Source organism: Pseudomonas sp. 05L36, assembly GCF_056398125.1.
The window spans coordinates 34,822-50,324 of the sequence record NZ_JBFTOU010000032.1 but is presented as its reverse complement, the minus strand read 5'-3'; the positions used below and the strand labels follow the sequence as shown (position 1 = coordinate 50,324).

Annotated in this window: 14 protein-coding genes; 2 read left to right on the top strand and 12 right to left on the bottom strand. The window is 59.0% G+C overall.

Annotation, left to right across the window (positions count from 1 at the left end):
* Positions 1-156 precede the first annotated feature (156 nt).
* From AC1DKH_RS26305 to AC1DKH_RS26285, 5 genes are all read right to left on the bottom strand, one after another.
* Positions 157-891: an amino acid ABC transporter ATP-binding protein gene (locus tag AC1DKH_RS26305; protein ID WP_477759824.1), complete on the bottom strand. Its 735-nt coding sequence runs from the start codon at positions 889-891 to the stop codon at positions 157-159.
* The gene (locus AC1DKH_RS26300) at positions 888-1,559 is read right to left on the bottom strand and encodes an amino acid ABC transporter permease (RefSeq protein WP_477759823.1); all 672 of its coding nucleotides are present in this window, start codon (positions 1,557-1,559) and stop codon (positions 888-890) included. The genes AC1DKH_RS26305 and AC1DKH_RS26300 overlap by 4 nt, the downstream gene beginning before the upstream one ends.
* Positions 1,559-2,305 (bottom strand): amino acid ABC transporter permease, encoded by a 747-nt coding sequence (locus AC1DKH_RS26295; RefSeq protein ID WP_477752335.1) that lies wholly within the window; start codon positions 2,303-2,305, stop codon positions 1,559-1,561. The genes AC1DKH_RS26300 and AC1DKH_RS26295 overlap by 1 nt, the downstream gene beginning before the upstream one ends.
* A 193-nt stretch (positions 2,306-2,498) precedes the next feature.
* Positions 2,499-3,413 carry a glutamate/aspartate ABC transporter substrate-binding protein gene (locus AC1DKH_RS26290; protein WP_477752336.1) on the bottom strand — a complete coding sequence of 305 codons (915 nt, stop codon included), beginning with the start codon at positions 3,411-3,413 and terminating at the stop codon, positions 2,499-2,501.
* Between the two features lie 276 nt (positions 3,414-3,689).
* Positions 3,690-5,318 (bottom strand): glucan biosynthesis protein D, encoded by a 1,629-nt coding sequence (locus AC1DKH_RS26285; RefSeq protein WP_477799765.1) that lies wholly within the window; start codon positions 5,316-5,318, stop codon positions 3,690-3,692.
* A 418-nt stretch (positions 5,319-5,736) separates the two neighbouring features.
* Between AC1DKH_RS26285 and AC1DKH_RS26280 the strand changes: the two genes are divergently transcribed.
* Positions 5,737-5,922 (top strand): hypothetical protein, encoded by a 186-nt coding sequence (locus AC1DKH_RS26280; protein ID WP_477799764.1) that lies wholly within the window; start codon positions 5,737-5,739, stop codon positions 5,920-5,922.
* Positions 5,923-6,225: 303 nt separating this feature from the next.
* Here the strand turns inward: AC1DKH_RS26280 and AC1DKH_RS26275 are convergent, their stop codons facing one another.
* Entirely contained in the window at positions 6,226-6,732 is a 507-nt protein-coding gene (locus AC1DKH_RS26275; protein WP_477799763.1) for a BRO-N domain-containing protein, read from the bottom strand.
* Between the two features lie 619 nt (positions 6,733-7,351).
* Between AC1DKH_RS26275 and AC1DKH_RS26270 the strand changes: the two genes are divergently transcribed.
* A complete protein-coding gene (locus tag AC1DKH_RS26270) occupies positions 7,352-7,909 on the top strand; it encodes a hypothetical protein (protein ID WP_477799762.1) in 558 nt (185 codons plus the stop codon).
* Between the two features lie 62 nt (positions 7,910-7,971).
* Here the strand turns inward: AC1DKH_RS26270 and AC1DKH_RS26265 are convergent, their stop codons facing one another.
* From AC1DKH_RS26265 to ydcS, 6 genes are all read right to left on the bottom strand, one after another.
* Entirely contained in the window at positions 7,972-9,456 is a 1,485-nt protein-coding gene (locus AC1DKH_RS26265; RefSeq protein WP_477799761.1) for an APC family permease, read from the bottom strand.
* Positions 9,457-9,744: 288 nt separating this feature from the next.
* Positions 9,745-11,169, bottom strand: a complete 1,425-nt coding sequence (locus AC1DKH_RS26260) for a gamma-aminobutyraldehyde dehydrogenase (RefSeq protein ID WP_477799760.1) — start codon at positions 11,167-11,169, stop codon at positions 9,745-9,747.
* A gap of 166 nt (positions 11,170-11,335) precedes the next feature.
* Positions 11,336-12,160 (bottom strand): ABC transporter permease, encoded by an 825-nt coding sequence (locus tag AC1DKH_RS26255; RefSeq protein WP_477799759.1) that lies wholly within the window; start codon positions 12,158-12,160, stop codon positions 11,336-11,338.
* Entirely contained in the window at positions 12,150-13,097 is a 948-nt protein-coding gene (locus AC1DKH_RS26250) for an ABC transporter permease (protein ID WP_477799758.1), read from the bottom strand. The genes AC1DKH_RS26255 and AC1DKH_RS26250 overlap by 11 nt, the downstream gene beginning before the upstream one ends.
* Position 13,098: 1 nt before the next feature.
* Positions 13,099-14,136 carry an ABC transporter ATP-binding protein gene (locus AC1DKH_RS26245; protein WP_477752343.1) on the bottom strand — a complete coding sequence of 346 codons (1,038 nt, stop codon included), beginning with the start codon at positions 14,134-14,136 and terminating at the stop codon, positions 13,099-13,101.
* A gap of 170 nt (positions 14,137-14,306) precedes the next feature.
* Complete coding sequence (gene ydcS / locus AC1DKH_RS26240; protein WP_477763921.1) at positions 14,307-15,458, bottom strand: putative ABC transporter substrate-binding protein YdcS; 1,152 nt, start codon at positions 15,456-15,458, stop codon at positions 14,307-14,309.
* Between the last annotated feature and the right edge of the window lie 45 nt (positions 15,459-15,503).

Genomic DNA, 15,503 nt, shown 5'->3' with positions numbered 1-15,503 from the left:
GGGTCAACCAGCGATTGCCTGCCTACTCCGACTGTAGGAGCGAGCTTGCTCGCGAAGAACTCAAGGACAACGCGTGCATTCAGGATGAACGCGTCATCGTTAACGACCATCGCGAGCAAGCTCGCTCCTACAGGGTAGGGGCGAGCTACGTTGGTATTAGTGCTGCAGAATCTTGTTGAGGAAGTGCTGCGTACGATCCGCACGGGCATTGATGTCGCCGAAGAACTCCTCTTTCTTGCAGTCTTCGATGATCTTGCCGGCGTCCATGAAGATCACCCGGTCCGCGACTTTACGGGCGAAGCCCATTTCGTGGGTCACGCACATCATGGTCATGCCTTCGTGGGCCAGTTGCACCATCACGTCGAGCACTTCGTTGACCATTTCCGGGTCCAGCGCCGAGGTCGGTTCGTCGAACAGCATGACGATCGGGTCCATCGCCAGCGCACGGGCAATCGCCACACGCTGCTGCTGACCACCGGACAGTTGGCCAGGATGCTTGTGAGCATGGGCCGAAAGACCTACGCGCTCGAGCAGTTGCAGGCCTTTCTTGGTGGCTTCTTCCTTGCTGCGGCCCAACACCTTGATCTGCGCGATGGTCAGGTTTTCGGTGATGGTCAGGTGCGGGAACAGCTCGAAGTGCTGGAACACCATGCCCACGCGCGAACGCAGTTTCGGCAGGTTGGTCTTCGGGTTTGCGATGGAGGTGCCGTCGACCACGATGTCGCCTTTCTGGAACGGTTCCAGGGCGTTGACGCACTTGATCAGGGTCGATTTGCCGGAACCGGATGGCCCGCACACCACGATCACTTCGCCTTTTTTGACCTCGGTGCTGCAATCAGTCAGTACCTGGAAGTCCCCATACCACTTGTTGATGCTTTTGATAGAGATCATACGGCGAACCTTTTTTGCAGACGCTTGACCAGCTGCGAGGCGGCAAAGCTGATGGTGAAGTACACGAGACCGGCGAAAACCAGGAACTCATTGGAGCGGCCAATGATGTCGCCACTGGCGCGCGAAGCATTGAGGAAGTCCACCAGGCCGACGGCGTAGACCAGCGAGGTGTCCTGAAACAGGATGATGCTCTGTTGCAGCAACAGCGGCGTCATCTTGCGGAACGCCTGCGGCAGGATGATCAGACGCATCATCTGGCCGTAAGTCATGCCCAGCGCCTGGGCAGCGCCCATCTGACCCTTGGGAATCGACTGCACACCGGCGCGGACGATTTCGCAGAAGTACGCGGCTTCGAACATCATGAAGGCCACGATGCAGGAGGCGAACGCGCCGATCGGGGTGTCTTCGCCGGTGATCCAGCGCAGCACGAACGGCACCGCCAGGTAGAACCAGGTGATGACCAGCAGCAACGGGATCGAACGGAAATAGTTAACGTAGGCACCGGCGATGTTCGACAGCAGTTTGCTGTGGGACAGACGCATCAGCGCCAGGATGGTGCCGAGGATAATCCCGCCGACCACGCCCATGGCCATCAGCTTGAGGGTCATGATCATGCCGTTCCACAGGCCCGGCAGGGACGGGATGATGCCCGAGAAGTCGAATTCCATCATTTACCCCCTACGGAAATCAGGCCAGGCACGGCGACTTTCTTCTCGACCATGCGCATCAGCAGCATCAGGCTCATGTTCAGGGTGAAGTAGATCAGCGTTGCCAGGGTGAAGGCTTCGAACAGGTTGGCGGAGAACTCGGCGGTCTGTTTGGTCTGCGCCAGCAGTTCCATCAGGCCGATCAGCGAGGCCACGGAGGTGTTCTTGAATACGTTCAAAAATTCCGAGGTAAGCGGCGGAATGATGATCCGGTAGGCCTGGGGCAGCAGCACGTTCCAGTAGATCTGCGGCAGCTTGAAACCCATGGCGCGGGCCGCGGCTTCCTGGCCCTTGGGCAGGGCCTGGATACCGGTACGCACCTGTTCGCAAACCCGGGCGGTGGTGAACAGGCCCAGGCACACCACGACGCTGAGGAAGGCCGAGGTGGTCGGGTTCAGATCCTGCTTGTACCACTCTTGCAGGTCGGCAGGCAGCAGATCGGGCACCAGGAAGTACCAGATGAACAGCTGAACCAGCAGCGGCACGTTACGGAAGAGTTCGACGTAGCAGGTGGCGATGCCCGATACGATGCGATTCGGCACGGTACGCATGACGCCCAGGATCGAGCCCAGTGTCAAGGCGATGATCCAGGCCGCGATGGCGATGCCGATGGTCCAGCCCAAACCGGTCAGGTACCAGTCGAAATAGGTCTCGCTGCCCACGCCGGTGGACTTGAAGAACACGCCCCAGTCCCAGTTGTAATTCATTAGGGTCTCCCCTCGGATTCGATCGATGTACAGGTACCCGCTTGGGGAAGCTCCGTTCCCGCCTGTCCTTGAGGGACAGGCACACGCGCTCGGCTCGACAGCCACCGGTTCGAGTGTTTCCAGAAATGCCAGCAGGGAGTGACAACCTCCTGAAAGGGCTTGCGCCCTGTCAGGAGATAAGGTTAGTCAGAAATCAGGATTTCTTGTCGTCAGCCGCTTTATCGGTCGGTTTGGCGATCAGGGCCTTGAGCTCGTCGCTCATCGGGAAGTTCAGGTTCAGGCCTTTTGGCGGGATTGGTTGCATGAACCATTTTTCGTAGATCTTGTTGATCTCGCCCGATGCGTAGGTGGCCTTGATGGCGTCATCCACAGCCTTTTTGAACGGCTCGTCGCCTTTGCGCACCATGCAGCCGTAGATTTCGTAGGACTGTGGAGTACCGGTCACTGCCCAGTCTTTCGCATTCTTGGCCTTGGCTGCTTCACCTGCCAGCAGGGCGTCGTCCATCATGAAAGCCACGGCACGGCCGGTTTCCAGCATCTGGAAGGATTCGCCGTGGTCTTTGGCCGAGATGACGTTCATGCCCATCTGCTTGTCGGCGTTCATCGCCTTGAGGATGCGCTCGGACGTGGTGCCGGCGGTGGTCACGACGTTCTTGCCGGCCAGGTCAGGGAAGTCCTTGTACTTGGAGTCTGCCTTGGACAGCAGGCGAGTACCGATTTCGAAGATGCCAACGGAGAAGTCAACTTGCTGCTGACGCTCGACGTTGTTGGTGGTGGAACCGCACTCCAGGTCCACGGTGCCGTTCTGCACCAGCGGGATACGGGTTTGCGAAGTCACCAGGTTGTACTTGACCTGGAGGTTCGGCATGTCGAGGTCTTTTTTCAGCGCTTCGACGACTTTCAGCTGGATGTCGTGGGAGTAGCCGACCGGTTTGCCGGAAGCATCCGCGATGTAGGAAAACGGAATGGACGCGTCACGATGCCCGAGGGTGATGACACCGGACTCTTTGATCTTCTTCAGGGTGCCGGTGAGTTCGGCGGCGAACACTGGCGTGCTGATCAGAGCGGCAGCAATGGCTGCGCCCAGGATATGGGGAATGATGCGCATCAAATTTTCCTCGACATTGTTTTTTTTATGGAGCCAGTTCATCGGCCCTTTTGTGCTGCAAATCACCTGAGCGCTACTGAGAGAGGGCGCAAAGGACATTCGTCGAAGAAGTGTAGAGCATGACTCGTGCCAGACCAGTGCCAATGAATCATGTTATTGATTTATAAGGAAATTAAATATTTATGGCGCGAATATTGAGGTTGGATGATCCGGTTAACCGAACTGACCCGCAGGTCGCGTTCGGAAAACCGAATGGTGGTTGGTGCTACTTGGCTGTCAGGGATATTTGCGCTTGTCCGGGGCTGGCGGGAAGTACTGATACAACCAGGTTTCGCTCAGCGTGCGGTCGTTAGTGCGGATGAACAGGCGCAGCTCGACAGGCTCCACGCTGTCATTGGTCGGGTACCAGTCAAACAGGATGCGGTAGCCCTTGATGTCATCGAGCTTGAGCACGCTGAAATCCTTGACCTCGCCGTTCGAGCAAGTGACCACCGGCTCGATGCCCGCGCCTTCAGGCAAGCGGTCCAGTCCACCGCCGGTGAAGTCCACGGCAAAACGACGGGCCCAGACTGGCGGGTAATGCTCGCCCGGCGCCCAGCCTTCGGTGAAACCGCCCATGCCTGAACGGGTCGCATTGACTCGCGCCAGTGGTGTGCCGACCGGTGGCAGTGCGCTCCAGTAGAGTTTGTAGCCGTAGTTCAGCGAATCGCCGGCCGCCACCGGTTTCTTCGGGGTCCAGAAGGCGACGATGTTGTCCAGGGTTTCGCCGGTGGTCGGGATTTCCAGCAGATCGATCGAGCCTTCGCCCCATGGTGTGGTCGGTTCGACCCACAGGCTCGGGCGGCGGCTGTACCAGTCGACGGTGTCCTGATAGCTGGCGAACTCGTGGTCGGTCTGCACCAGGCCGAAGCCCTTCGGGTCGGTATCGGCGAAGGCATTGAATTGCAGGGTCGCCGGGTTATTCAGCGGGCGGCAGATCCACTCGCCGTTGCCGCGCCACATGGCCAGGCGATCGGAGTCGTGGATTTGCGGGTGAATGGTGTCGCACATCCGGCGTTCGTGGGTGCCGCAACTGAACATGCTGGTCATCGGCGCAATGCCCAGTTGGTCGATGGCGGTGCGAGCGTTGACGTGGGCATCGATCTCCATCACCACGCGCTCGGCCTGGCAGTCGATATCGAAGCGGTAGGCACCGGTGGCGCTCGGCGAATCGAGCAGGGCGTAGACCACGAAGCGGGTGCTGTCTTTGTCCGGTGTCTCGAACCAGAACTTGGTGAAGTCGGGAAATTCTTCGCGCTTCTTGGCGTAGGTGTCGATCGCCAGTCCGCGGGCCGACAAGCCGTACTGGCCGGTGGCGTCTACCGCACGGAAGTAACTGGCGCCGAGGAAAGACACGACGTCGTGCTTGTCCAGTTCCGGGGCCTTGAACAGCTTGAAGCCGGAGAAACCCAGGTCGCCCTTGAGCTGTGCGGTGTCGACCGTGGTGTTTTCATAGTTGAACAGCGACGGGCGGAAATGCACCTCGCGGGCCATGCGGGTTTTCGGATCGACGCTGTACATGCGCACCGGCTGCTTGAACCCCATGCCGACGTGGAAGAACTGCACGTCCAGCTGACCCTTGAGCTCTTTCCACAACGAATGATTGCCGTCGTAGCGGATCGCATTGAAGTTCTGCGGCGTCATGGTCGCCAGGGTTGGCGGCAACTGTTGCTCGGTGTCCTGGTAGCGATTGCTGGCGAGCTGTTTGGCCTGGAGCTTCAGCGCCTCGAAATCGAACGCGGTGGCCTCGCCATCAGCGGTGCCGCCACTGGCGGCCCAGGCCTGGGCCGCCAACAGGCCCGTGGCGGACAAACCGGTGTAGGCCGCGATGGCCATGGAGGCTTTGAGCAAGTTCCTGCGGTGCATAAATACAACCTGTCTTGAGCAATCCCGCGCCGTTCCTGGCACGTGCTGGATCAGAAATATCGGTTCGGACATGCCTTCGGCCAAACGCAACGGACTTTTATACAGAGGCCGGCTAGCTTAAACCGTTCGATTGCAGAGCTGAATTGATTGATGGCACGGCGCTAGCGCAGCAATGAAACAAGACATGTCGGGAAACAATTCCGACAGTGGTTTCTGATTTAAAGGGCATTTCTGCTTTTTTCGACTAATTACTCTAAAAATCGCTTTTCAGCGCCCGGAATATTTCTATTCTGTGCACATGACCGGTTTATGCCCTTCGGACCGGTGCGGTTCAGTGGGCACCCAGCGGCTGCTGAAAAAGGGATAGGGCGATGCGGTTTTTTGCAGTTTCTTTGACGTCTAGAGAAGGACATCGTCCATGTCGAAAGTACAGAACATCACTGAATTGTTGGGAATCTTTCCTTGCCTGGCCAGCGGGCGGCGAAGACGCCGGCTCAACAGCGAGGAAATGAAACTGGTGGAACGCTATCGGGAGCTGTCGGAGAACGACAGGATCGCGATGAGGTATCTGGTGGATGCGATGCGCAGTGTTTCGAGGTTTTGAGCAGGGCCGGTTACCGTGAGAGCCATTTGGCCTTCACGGTGGCCAGGCTGGTTAACCTGCCTGCATCAGCGTCGGCTATGCCAGCGTCTATTGCTTGCTGTCGGACAGATTGTTGGTCGAGCTTATGGAGATACGCCTCTGCAAACGAGCTATCACATGGAATCATTTCGATGATGGTTCGTTTGACGCTGCGAGACTCGTTCATGTGGAAATAACTCATTCAGCAGGACAATTAATTGAGAGGACTCAAACCAAAGGGACGGACCGTGAAGTCTGTCCCGTTTTTTAGCTCGATTTATCCCTTCAACGGCAAGTGTCAGTGATTGGGAAGGGTCGCTGCACCTGCATCAACTCAGGCATGTCTCGCCACTTGATCCAGGCGTGATGTTGGTAATGCAGCAAAGGCACCGAAACTCCGGCCCAATTCAGAGAGCTCAGGCTTGGCAGGTTTTCTACAGGCGCTGATTTCGCATCACGCAGCGAGGGTATGACTTCGTTGCTCAGCCATTGGCGCAGGTTGCGGTTTTCCGGGACGAAGTGGTGGACCAGCAAGGCGTACATGCCTGATTCGCTGACCATCAGGGTTTCGACCGTTTTGCCGTCCTTGAGCAGCCAGACGCTGCGACGTTGGTCGGGATCGAGTTTCAGGGTGAGCCGTTCATTCAGGGGTTTGCCCATCAGGCGACCAAGGTCCTGAACACAGAACCAGGCTTGGTTGTCTTGCATGAACGCGTGGAGGAAGCGGTTGTGGCGGGTGAAGACGGTGGGATCGAAATAGGGAAGTAGCGAGCTTAGAGGATGCATTGGCATGGCGTGATTTCCGTTTTGGCTTGGAAAGTCGCCACCAACCCTTCGACAGGTTGGGTGGCGGACCGAGCGGCGTTCGAAGTCGGGACACTTCCAAGTCAAAACGGAAGCCGAAAGGCCCGCGCCACACGGCCCGCCATAATGCAGAACTGAAGGCATAAAACAGCCACAGTTCTATGGGGGCACACGAGCACCGTTTTGACTTGATCCGGCTTCGACTCCGGGCCGCTGATTTGGCAGCGACGGAACAAAGCCTATCGGTCAGGCGCTCGCGGCGCCAAGTCTACTCTGGGGACGCTTGTTGTAGGAATCGAGGGTTTTTCAGGAAGGCTGCATCTGTAGGAATTTCCTGTTTTTTGCGTGAGGTACAGGGGCAGGGACTTCAAACGCATTTTTTCCATTATTTTTTGCGCTCATCAGACGGTGCAAAATGGAGAGTGCCTTGAAAGTATCCCTCAAACAGATAAGCGGTCCCTGGGATCAACGCTGGCTGCTGGAACGCTTTGGTTGTTGATGATTTGTTTGATAGTGGTGCATCAATGGAGGCAGCCTGTACAGCTTTACGTAAGTATCAAAAGGTGCGGAGTATTTACGTGGTGGCACTAACTTGGAAGTGATCTAAATGACAACTGTATTTATTGCAGGCTCTATCAATATCAAATGCCTTGATCCGAAGGTTAAAGAGCGTATCGATAATATTGTTGCGTCTGAGTTTGAGGTCGTGGTTGGCGACGCCGGTGGTGCTGATACCTCTATTCAAGAGTATCTCCTGGGCTTGCCTCGATCAAAAACTACCATTTCTTGCAGCGGCATGGCCCCACGAAACAACCTGGGGAAATGGCCGGCCAGAACAGTGGAAAGCAAGTACTCCAAAGGATCGCGAGCCTTTTTTACCGCAAAAGATGTTGTGATGGCCGAGGCGGCTGACTACGGATTGATGATATGGGATGCAAAGAGCACTGGAACACTTAGTAATGTGATTGAGTTGTTGTCGCGAAATAAAAAATCTCTTGTTTTTATTGATGATGAAAAGGTGTTTAAAGTGGTTGGTAGTGTGAGCCAACTTGAAGAGTTAATCGCGTCCATGTCAGATCACGCCAAGCAAAAAGCAAATGAAAAAATTAAACTGTTCGATCGCATATCTTTGCTGAAGCATGATCAGACAGAATTGTCGCTTTAATATTCTTTTCTTCAAATATTGTTGACGACCCGGCGCCACCTTTGGCGCCGGGTAAATCCCCGTTACCGACTAACCTTCCACGCATCTCCCGCAGGCGCCTTCCCGTGGTCATACGGCTTGGCGATCCACATGTAGAGCAGGCCCAGACCAATCACGATGGCGGTACTCAGCACCATCGCGTAATTGATGTACCAGGCGGCGTCCGGCGTACGTGGCCAGGCCATGTTGACGATGGCGCCGACGCCGTAGACCAGCGCGCCGATGTTCACCGCCCACCCCCAGGCGCCGAGGGTGAATTTGCCGCTCGGTTTCCAGCCCTTCATGCGGGCGTACAGGGCCGCGAGCACGATCATCTGGAACGCCAGGTAGATGCCGATGGCCGCGAAGCTGACGATGGTGGCGACCGCGTCTTGCAGGAAGAAACCGAGGATGATGATCAGCGCCGGCAGGACACCGGACACGAACAGCGCGGCAACTGGAACCTGAGTCGTAGGGGAAATCTTTTTCAGCAGTCGGCTGCCGATGACCATTTCATCACGGGCGTAGGAATACAGCAGACGACTGGCCGCCGCTTGCAGGCTGATCACGCAGGAGATGAAGGAAATCATCACCACACCCATCACCACTTTCGAACCCACCGGGCCGAACGCGTTGTTGAGGATGGTGGTGACCGGGTCCTTGTCGGTACCGTTGATCACCGCTTGCATGTCCGGCACGGCCAGGATCAGCGCCAGGCAGGCGAACATCGCCGCGATGCCGCCGATGTAGATGGTCATGCGCATGGCCACCGGGATTTTCTTGCTCGGGTTCGGGGTTTCTTCGGCCACGTCGCCGCAAGCCTCGAAGCCGTAGTACAGGAACATCCCCGCCAGAGACGCGGTGAGGAACGCCGGCAGGTACGAGCCGTCGACGCTGATATCGAAGGTGTTGAACAGCACACTGATCGGTTGATGGCGCTCGAAAATCAGCAGGTAAACACCGACGATCACCGCGCCGACCAGCTCGCAGAGGAAGCCGAACATGGCGATCCGTGCCAGCACTTTGGTGCCGCTGAGGTTGACCAGGGTGGCGAACAGCGTCAGGAACAGGGCGATGATAATGTTGGTGTTGTTGCTCGGTTCAAAGCCCATCATGGCGGCAAGGTACGGACCGGCACCCACCGCCACGGCAGCGATGGTCACGCACAGGGCGATGGAGTAGATCCAGCCGACCATCCACGCCCAGCGCTTGCCCACCAGACGACGGGCCCATGGGTACACGCCGCCGGAAATCGGGAATTGCGAAACCACTTCACCGAAGATCAGGCACACCAGCAACTGGCCGCAACCGACCAGCAAGTAAGCCCAGAACATCGGTGGCCCGCCCGCGGCCAGGCACAGGCCGAACAGGGTATACACCCCGACGACCGGGGACAGGTAGGTGAAGCCCAGGGCGAAGTTTTCCCACAGGCTCATGCTGCGATTGAAGTTGGAGGTGTAACCCAGTTTGCGTAGTTGCTCGGCATCGCTGTCGGCAAGGGCTGCAGAGAGTTCGGGTAATGCACTCATGTGTGTTTGCTCCGGAAAATCGGCAGATTTCGGATGTCCGAAACCGTGACGGGGCCTTGGGGGCGCCGCCCGGATCGGTGGTTATTGTTTTGTCTTCTTTGGGGGGAGCCTGGTGGTGCGTACTGCCGGTTTCTGCCTTGAAACCGAGGTGACACGTTCGCTGTAGGAGCGAGCTTGCTCGCGAAAAACCTGAGGACACCGCGGGGCGTCAGGATCCCCGCGTCATCGTTGACGTCCATCGTCGGAGCGCCGCCCGGAGCAAGCTCGCTCCTACAGGCGATACGTTTCTTAGTGCTTGAACATCACATGCCGCACAACGGTGTAGTCCTCCAGCCCGTACATGGACATGTCCTTGCCATAGCCGGACAGTTTCTGACCGCCGTGGGGCATTTCGCTGACCAGCATGAAGTGCGTGTTGACCCAGGTGCAGCCGTACTGCAAGCGGGCCGACAGGCGATGGGCGCGGCCGACGTCGGCGGTCCATACGGAAGAGGCGAGGCCGTACTCCGAATCGTTGGCCCAGCCCAGCACCTGTGCTTCATCGCTGAATCTGGTCACCGACACCACTGGCCCGAACACTTCGCGACGCACGATTTCGTCGTCCTGCTGCGCGTCGGCCAGAACAGTCGGTTCGAAGAAGTAACCGTCGCCTTCGACAGCTTTACCGCCAGTGATCAAACGAATGTGTGGCTGGGCGATGGCGCGTTCGACGAAACCGGCCACGCGGTCGCGGTGTTGCGCGGTGATCAGCGGGCCGAGTTCGGTCGATGGATCGTCCTGCAGGCCGTATTTGATGCTGCTGACGGCCGCTCCGAGTTTCTCGACGAATTTGTCGTAGATGCCTGCCTGCGCGTAGATGCGGCAGGCGGCGGTGCAGTCTTGCCCTGCGTTGTAGAAGCCGAAGGTGCGGATGCCTTCGACGGCGGCGTCGATATCGGCGTCGTCGAAGATGATCACCGGGGCTTTGCCGCCCAATTCCATGTGCATGCGTTTGACGCTGTCGGCAGTGCTGGAAATGATGTTCGAGCCGGTGGCAATCGACCCGGTCAGCGACACCATGCGCACTTTCGGGTGGGTGACCAGCGGGCTGCCGACGGTAGGACCACGGCCGAACACCAGGTTGAGTACACCGGCCGGGAAGATGTCCGACGCCAGCTCGGCCAGGCGCAGGGCGGTCAGCGGGGTTTGTTCCGACGGCTTGAGCACCACGGTATTACCGGCGGCCAGGGCCGGGGCGATTTTCCAGGCGACCATCATCAGCGGGTAGTTCCACGGCGCGATGGAGGCGATCACGCCCACCGGGTCGCGGCGGATCATCGAAGTGTGACCGGGCAGGTACTCGCCACCAGCCGAACCGCTCATGCAGCGGCTGGCGCCGGCGAAGAAGCGGAACACGTCGGCAATTGCCGGAATCTCGTCGTTCAGCGCGGCGCTGTAGGGCTTGCCGCAGTTGTCCGACTCCAGTTTGGCCAGCTCTTCGCCATGGGCCTCGATGGCATCGGCGAGTTTGAGCAGCAGCAGCGAACGCGCTTTCGGCGGGGTCTGCGACCAGCTGTCGAATGCGGCGTCGGCGGCGCGCACGGCGGCATCGACCTGGGCTGCGCTGGCTTCGTTGATTTCCACCAGCACACGCCCCAGCGCCGGGTTGAACACCGGTTGGGCGGGGCCTTCGCCGTCGAGCAGTTGGCCGTTGATCAGTAATTTGGTTTGCATGTTCATGTCCTCTTTGGCGCTTTTATTGTTCTGTAGAAACCGGATCACTGTAGGAGCGAGCTTGCTCGCGAAGAACGTCAGAGCGCCGCGCTCATCCAGGCAGCCCTCGTCATCGTTAACGTTTTTCGCGAGCAAGCTCGCTCCTACAGGAGATGTTGGTTGTCAGTTACTTACCGCCACTGCCCGCAACGCTTTCTCCACCCCGCGTCAGGTAATAGGCACCAAGAATCGGCAGCATGGTCACGATCATCACCAGCATCGCCACGACGTTGGTGACCGGCACGTCCCGTGGGCGGCTGAGCTGGTTGAGCAGCCACAACGGCAGGGTGCGTTCATGGCCGGCGGTGAAGGTGGTGACGATGATTTCGTCGAACGACAGGGCAAACGCCAGCATGCCGCCGGCCAGCAACGCCGAGCCGAGGTTCGGCAGGATGATGTAGCGGAAGGTCTGCCAGCCGTCGGCGCCAAGGTCCATCGAGGCTTCGATCAAGCTGTGGGAGGTACGACGCAAGCGGGCGATGACGTTGTTGTAGACGATCACCACACAGAAGGTCGCGTGGCCGACGATGATGGTGAACATCCCCGGCTCGATGCCCAATGTCTTGAAGGTCGCCAGCAACGCGATCCCGGTGATGATCCCCGGCAGGGCAATCGGCAGGATCAGCATCAGCGAGATGCCTTGCTTGCCGAAGAAGTCCCGGCGGTACAACGCGGCGGACGCCAGCGTGCCGAGGACCATGGCGATCAGGGTGGCAATCGAGGCGATCTGCAACGACAGCTTGATGGCTTCGAGCACGTCCGGCCGTGAGAACGCCACGCTGAGCCACTTCAGGGTGAAGCCCTTGGGCGGAAAGCTGAACGCAGCGTCTTCGGTGTTGAAGGCGTACAGGAAGATGATCAGGATCGGGAAGTGCAGGAACAGCAACCCGCCCCATGCGGCAATGCGCAGGCCGAGAGAGGCCTGCCCTTGAGATGAAGATTCAGAGTGCATCGAAGGCCCCCAGTCGTTTGACGATGGACAGGTAGATGGCGATCAGCACGATCGGCACCAGGGTGAACGCTGCGGCCATCGGCATGTTGCCGATCGCGCCTTGCTGGGCATACACCATGCTGCCGACGAAGTAGCCGGGCGGGCCGACCAGTTGCGGTACGATGAAGTCGCCCAGGGTCAGCGAGAAGGTGAAGATGGAACCTGCGGCGATACCCGGGATCGACAGGGGCAGAATCACTTGCGTAAAGGTCTGGCGCGGCTTGGCACCGAGGTCGGCGGAGGCTTGCAGCAGCGACGGCGGCAGGCGCTCCAGCGAGGCCTGGATCGGCAGGATCATGAACGGCAACCAGATGTAGACGAATACCATGAAGCGCCCCAGATGCGAGGTCGACAAGGTGCTGCCGCCAACGCCCGGAATGCCCAGCACCAGTTGCAGAACCGGTTCCAGCCCCAGGTGCTGCACGAACCACTGCGCCACGCCACCCTTGGCCAGCAGCAGCGTCCAGGCGTACGCCTTGACGATGTAACTGGCCCACATCGGCATCATCACCGCGATGTAGAAAAACGCCTTGGTCTTGCCCGTGGTGTAGCGCGCCATGTAGTAGGCAATCGGGAACGCGACGACGGCGCTGGCTATCGACACGACAATCGCCATGCCCAGGGTGCGCAGGATGATGTCGAAGTTCGACGGCTGGAACAGCGCGGTGAAGTTCGCCAGGGTCAGGTCAGGGGTGACCGCCATGGTGAAGTCATCGAAGGTGTAGAAACCCTGCCACAGCAGCACCAGCAACGAGCCCAGGTAGATCGCGCCGAACCACAGCAGCGGTGGCACCAGCAGCATCGACAGGTATAGGTTTGGCCGGCGATACAGCAGGTTGGAGAACCGGCGCAACGGCGAGCTGCCCGACTGGGTTTGGGAGATAGCCAGGGTGTTCATGTCACACCCCGCCCGCAACGGTGTCGTGCAATGCAATCATGGCTTCACGCGCCCAGCGTGCACTGATGCGTTGGCCGGTCTGGTGTTGTGCGCTGGTGTCCTGCCATTGATTGTTGGCCTGGCTGATGTTCAGGGTCTGGCCGTTTTCCAGTTTCAGCTCGTAGCGGGTGGCGCTGCCCTGGTACTGGATATCGTGGAGCAAGCCGGTGACTTCGATTTCGTGGCTGGCCAGCGGGCCTTCGGCGAAACGCACATGCTCCGGGCGAATCGAGAACGGCTGCGGGTTGCCACTCAACTGCCTGGCCAGGTCGCCGCGAATCACGTTGGAAGTGCCAACGAACTCCGCCACGAAGGTGGTGGCCGGTTTCATGTACAGGTTGCGCGGACTATCGACTTGTTCGATGCGGCCCTTGTTGAACACGGCCACGCGGTCGGACATCGACAGTGCTTCGGTCTGGTCGTGGGTGACGAAAATGAAGGTGATGCCGAGCTGGCGTTGCAGCTTCTTCAACTCGCCCTGCATTTGCTCGCGCAGTTTCAGGTCGAGTGCACCGAGGGGTTCGTCGAGCAGCAGCACCCGTGGACGGTTGACCAAAGCGCGGGCGAGGGCCACACGCTGGCGCTGACCACCGGAGAGCTGCACCGGCTTACGCTCGCCGTAGCCGCCGAGGGCGACCATCTCCAGGGATTCTTCGGCGCGCTTGAGGCGTTCAGCCTTGCCGATGCCTTTAACCTTCAAGCCGTAGGCGACGTTGTCGCGAACGTTCATGTGCGGGAACAGCGCGTAATCCTGGAACACGGTGTTCACGTCACGCTGGTACGGCGGCAGGCCGGCGGCCTCTTCGCCATGAATCCGGATGGAACCTGCGCTCGGTTGTTCAAAACCGGCGATCAGGCGCAAGCAGGTGGTTTTGCCCGAGCCGGAAGGCCCCAGCATGGAGAAAAACTCGCCGTCCTGGATGTCGATGGAAACCCGGTCAACGGCTTTCACTTCGCCGAATTGACGGGAAACGTTGGTGAACTGGACTGCAAGCGTCATGGTGCGGTGCTCCAAAAAGGCGCGCTTTCTATCAATTGAATCGGGTGTGCCGTGGAAAGATCGCAGCCTGCGGCAGCTCCTACAGATTTTGCATAGGGCGCCACATTTGCGGTGCATGCGATCGGCGTAGGAGCTGCCGAAGGCTGCGATCTTTTGATCTGGTTAGGGGATCAACGACCGCCCATGATCGCGATGTAGTCCTGGGTCCAGCGGCTGTACGGCACGAACTTGCCACCTTCAGCTTGCGGGGTTTTCCAGAAGGCGATCTTGTCGAACTGGTCGAATCCGTTGGTCTTGCAGCCTTCGGCGCCGAGCAGTTCGCTCTCCTTGCACGCCGCCGGAACCGCTGGCAGCGAGCCGAACCACGCCGCTACGTCACCCTGGACTTTCGGTTGCAGCGACCAGTCCATCCACTTGTAGGCGCAGTTCGGGTGCTTGGCCTCGGCGTGCATCATGGTGGTGTCGGCCCAACCGGTGGCGCCTTCTTTCGGAATGGTCGAGGCGATTGGCTGTTTCTCGTTCATCAGACCGTTGACCTGATACGGCCAGGCACCGGAGGCGACCACGCCTTCGTTCTTGAAGTCACTCATTTGCACAGTAGTGTCGTGCCAGTAGCGGTGGATCAACGGCTGCTGGGCGCGCAGCAGGTCGAGCACGGCCTTGTACTGGGCTTCGGTCAGTTCGTAGGGGTTCTGGATACCCAGTTCCGGCTTGGCGGTCTTCAGGTACAGCGCCGCGTCGGCAATGTAGATCGGGCCGTCATAGGCCTGCACGCGGCCCTTGTTCGGCTTGCCGTCCGGCAGGTTTTCCGCATTGAACAGCACGCCCCAGCTGGTGGGCGGGGTCTTGAACACGTTGGTGTTGTACATCAACACGTTCGGGCCCCACTGATACGGGGCGCCGTAGGTCTGTTTGTTGACCACGTACCAGGGTCCATCCTTGAGGCGCGGGTCGAGGTTTTTCCAGTTTGGGATCAACGCGGTGTTGATCGGCTGCACACGCTTGCCGACGATCAGGCGCAGAGAGGCATCGCCGGACGCCGTCACCAGGTCGTAACCACCCTTGGCCATCAGGCTGACCATTTCATCGGAAGTGGCCGCGGTCTTGACGTTGACCTTGCAGCCGGTTTCCTTCTCGAAACCGGTCACCCAGTCGTAGGCCTTGTCGCTCTCGCCACGTTCGATGTAACCGGGCCAAGCCACAATATCCAGTTGGCCTTCGCCCGCCCCGACAGCTTTGAGCGGCTCGGCGGCCTGGACACTGGCACTGGCCAGCAGCGCGGTGGTGATTGCACTGAGCAGTGCGGTCTTGTGCACGAACATGGGAATTCCCTCTTCTTTAATTATGGTCGGGGCAGTGTTTTGAAC

Bases quoted from the DNA above. Each gene is read 5' to 3' on its own strand.
- AC1DKH_RS26305 (WP_477759824.1), bottom strand. From the start codon at position 891: ATGATCTCTATCAAAAGCATCAACAAGTGGTATGGGGACTTCCAGGTA.
- AC1DKH_RS26300 (WP_477759823.1), bottom strand. From the start codon at position 1,559: ATGGAATTCGACTTCTCGGGCATCATCCCGTCCCTGCCGGGCCTGTGG.
- AC1DKH_RS26295 (WP_477752335.1), bottom strand. From the start codon at position 2,305: ATGAATTACAACTGGGACTGGGGCGTGTTCTTCAAGTCCACCGGCGTG.
- AC1DKH_RS26290 (WP_477752336.1), bottom strand. From the start codon at position 3,413: ATGCGCATCATTCCCCATATCCTGGGCGCAGCCATTGCTGCCGCTCTG.
- AC1DKH_RS26285 (WP_477799765.1), bottom strand. From the start codon at position 5,318: ATGCACCGCAGGAACTTGCTCAAAGCCTCCATGGCCATCGCGGCCTAC.
- AC1DKH_RS26280 (WP_477799764.1), top strand. From the start codon at position 5,737: ATGTCGAAAGTACAGAACATCACTGAATTGTTGGGAATCTTTCCTTGC.
- AC1DKH_RS26275 (WP_477799763.1), bottom strand. From the start codon at position 6,732: ATGCCAATGCATCCTCTAAGCTCGCTACTTCCCTATTTCGATCCCACC.
- AC1DKH_RS26270 (WP_477799762.1), top strand. From the start codon at position 7,352: ATGACAACTGTATTTATTGCAGGCTCTATCAATATCAAATGCCTTGAT.
- AC1DKH_RS26265 (WP_477799761.1), bottom strand. From the start codon at position 9,456: ATGAGTGCATTACCCGAACTCTCTGCAGCCCTTGCCGACAGCGATGCC.
- AC1DKH_RS26260 (WP_477799760.1), bottom strand. From the start codon at position 11,169: ATGCAAACCAAATTACTGATCAACGGCCAACTGCTCGACGGCGAAGGC.
- AC1DKH_RS26255 (WP_477799759.1), bottom strand. From the start codon at position 12,160: ATGCACTCTGAATCTTCATCTCAAGGGCAGGCCTCTCTCGGCCTGCGC.
- AC1DKH_RS26250 (WP_477799758.1), bottom strand. From the start codon at position 13,097: ATGAACACCCTGGCTATCTCCCAAACCCAGTCGGGCAGCTCGCCGTTG.
- AC1DKH_RS26245 (WP_477752343.1), bottom strand. From the start codon at position 14,136: ATGACGCTTGCAGTCCAGTTCACCAACGTTTCCCGTCAATTCGGCGAA.
- ydcS (WP_477763921.1), bottom strand. From the start codon at position 15,458: ATGTTCGTGCACAAGACCGCACTGCTCAGTGCAATCACCACCGCGCTG.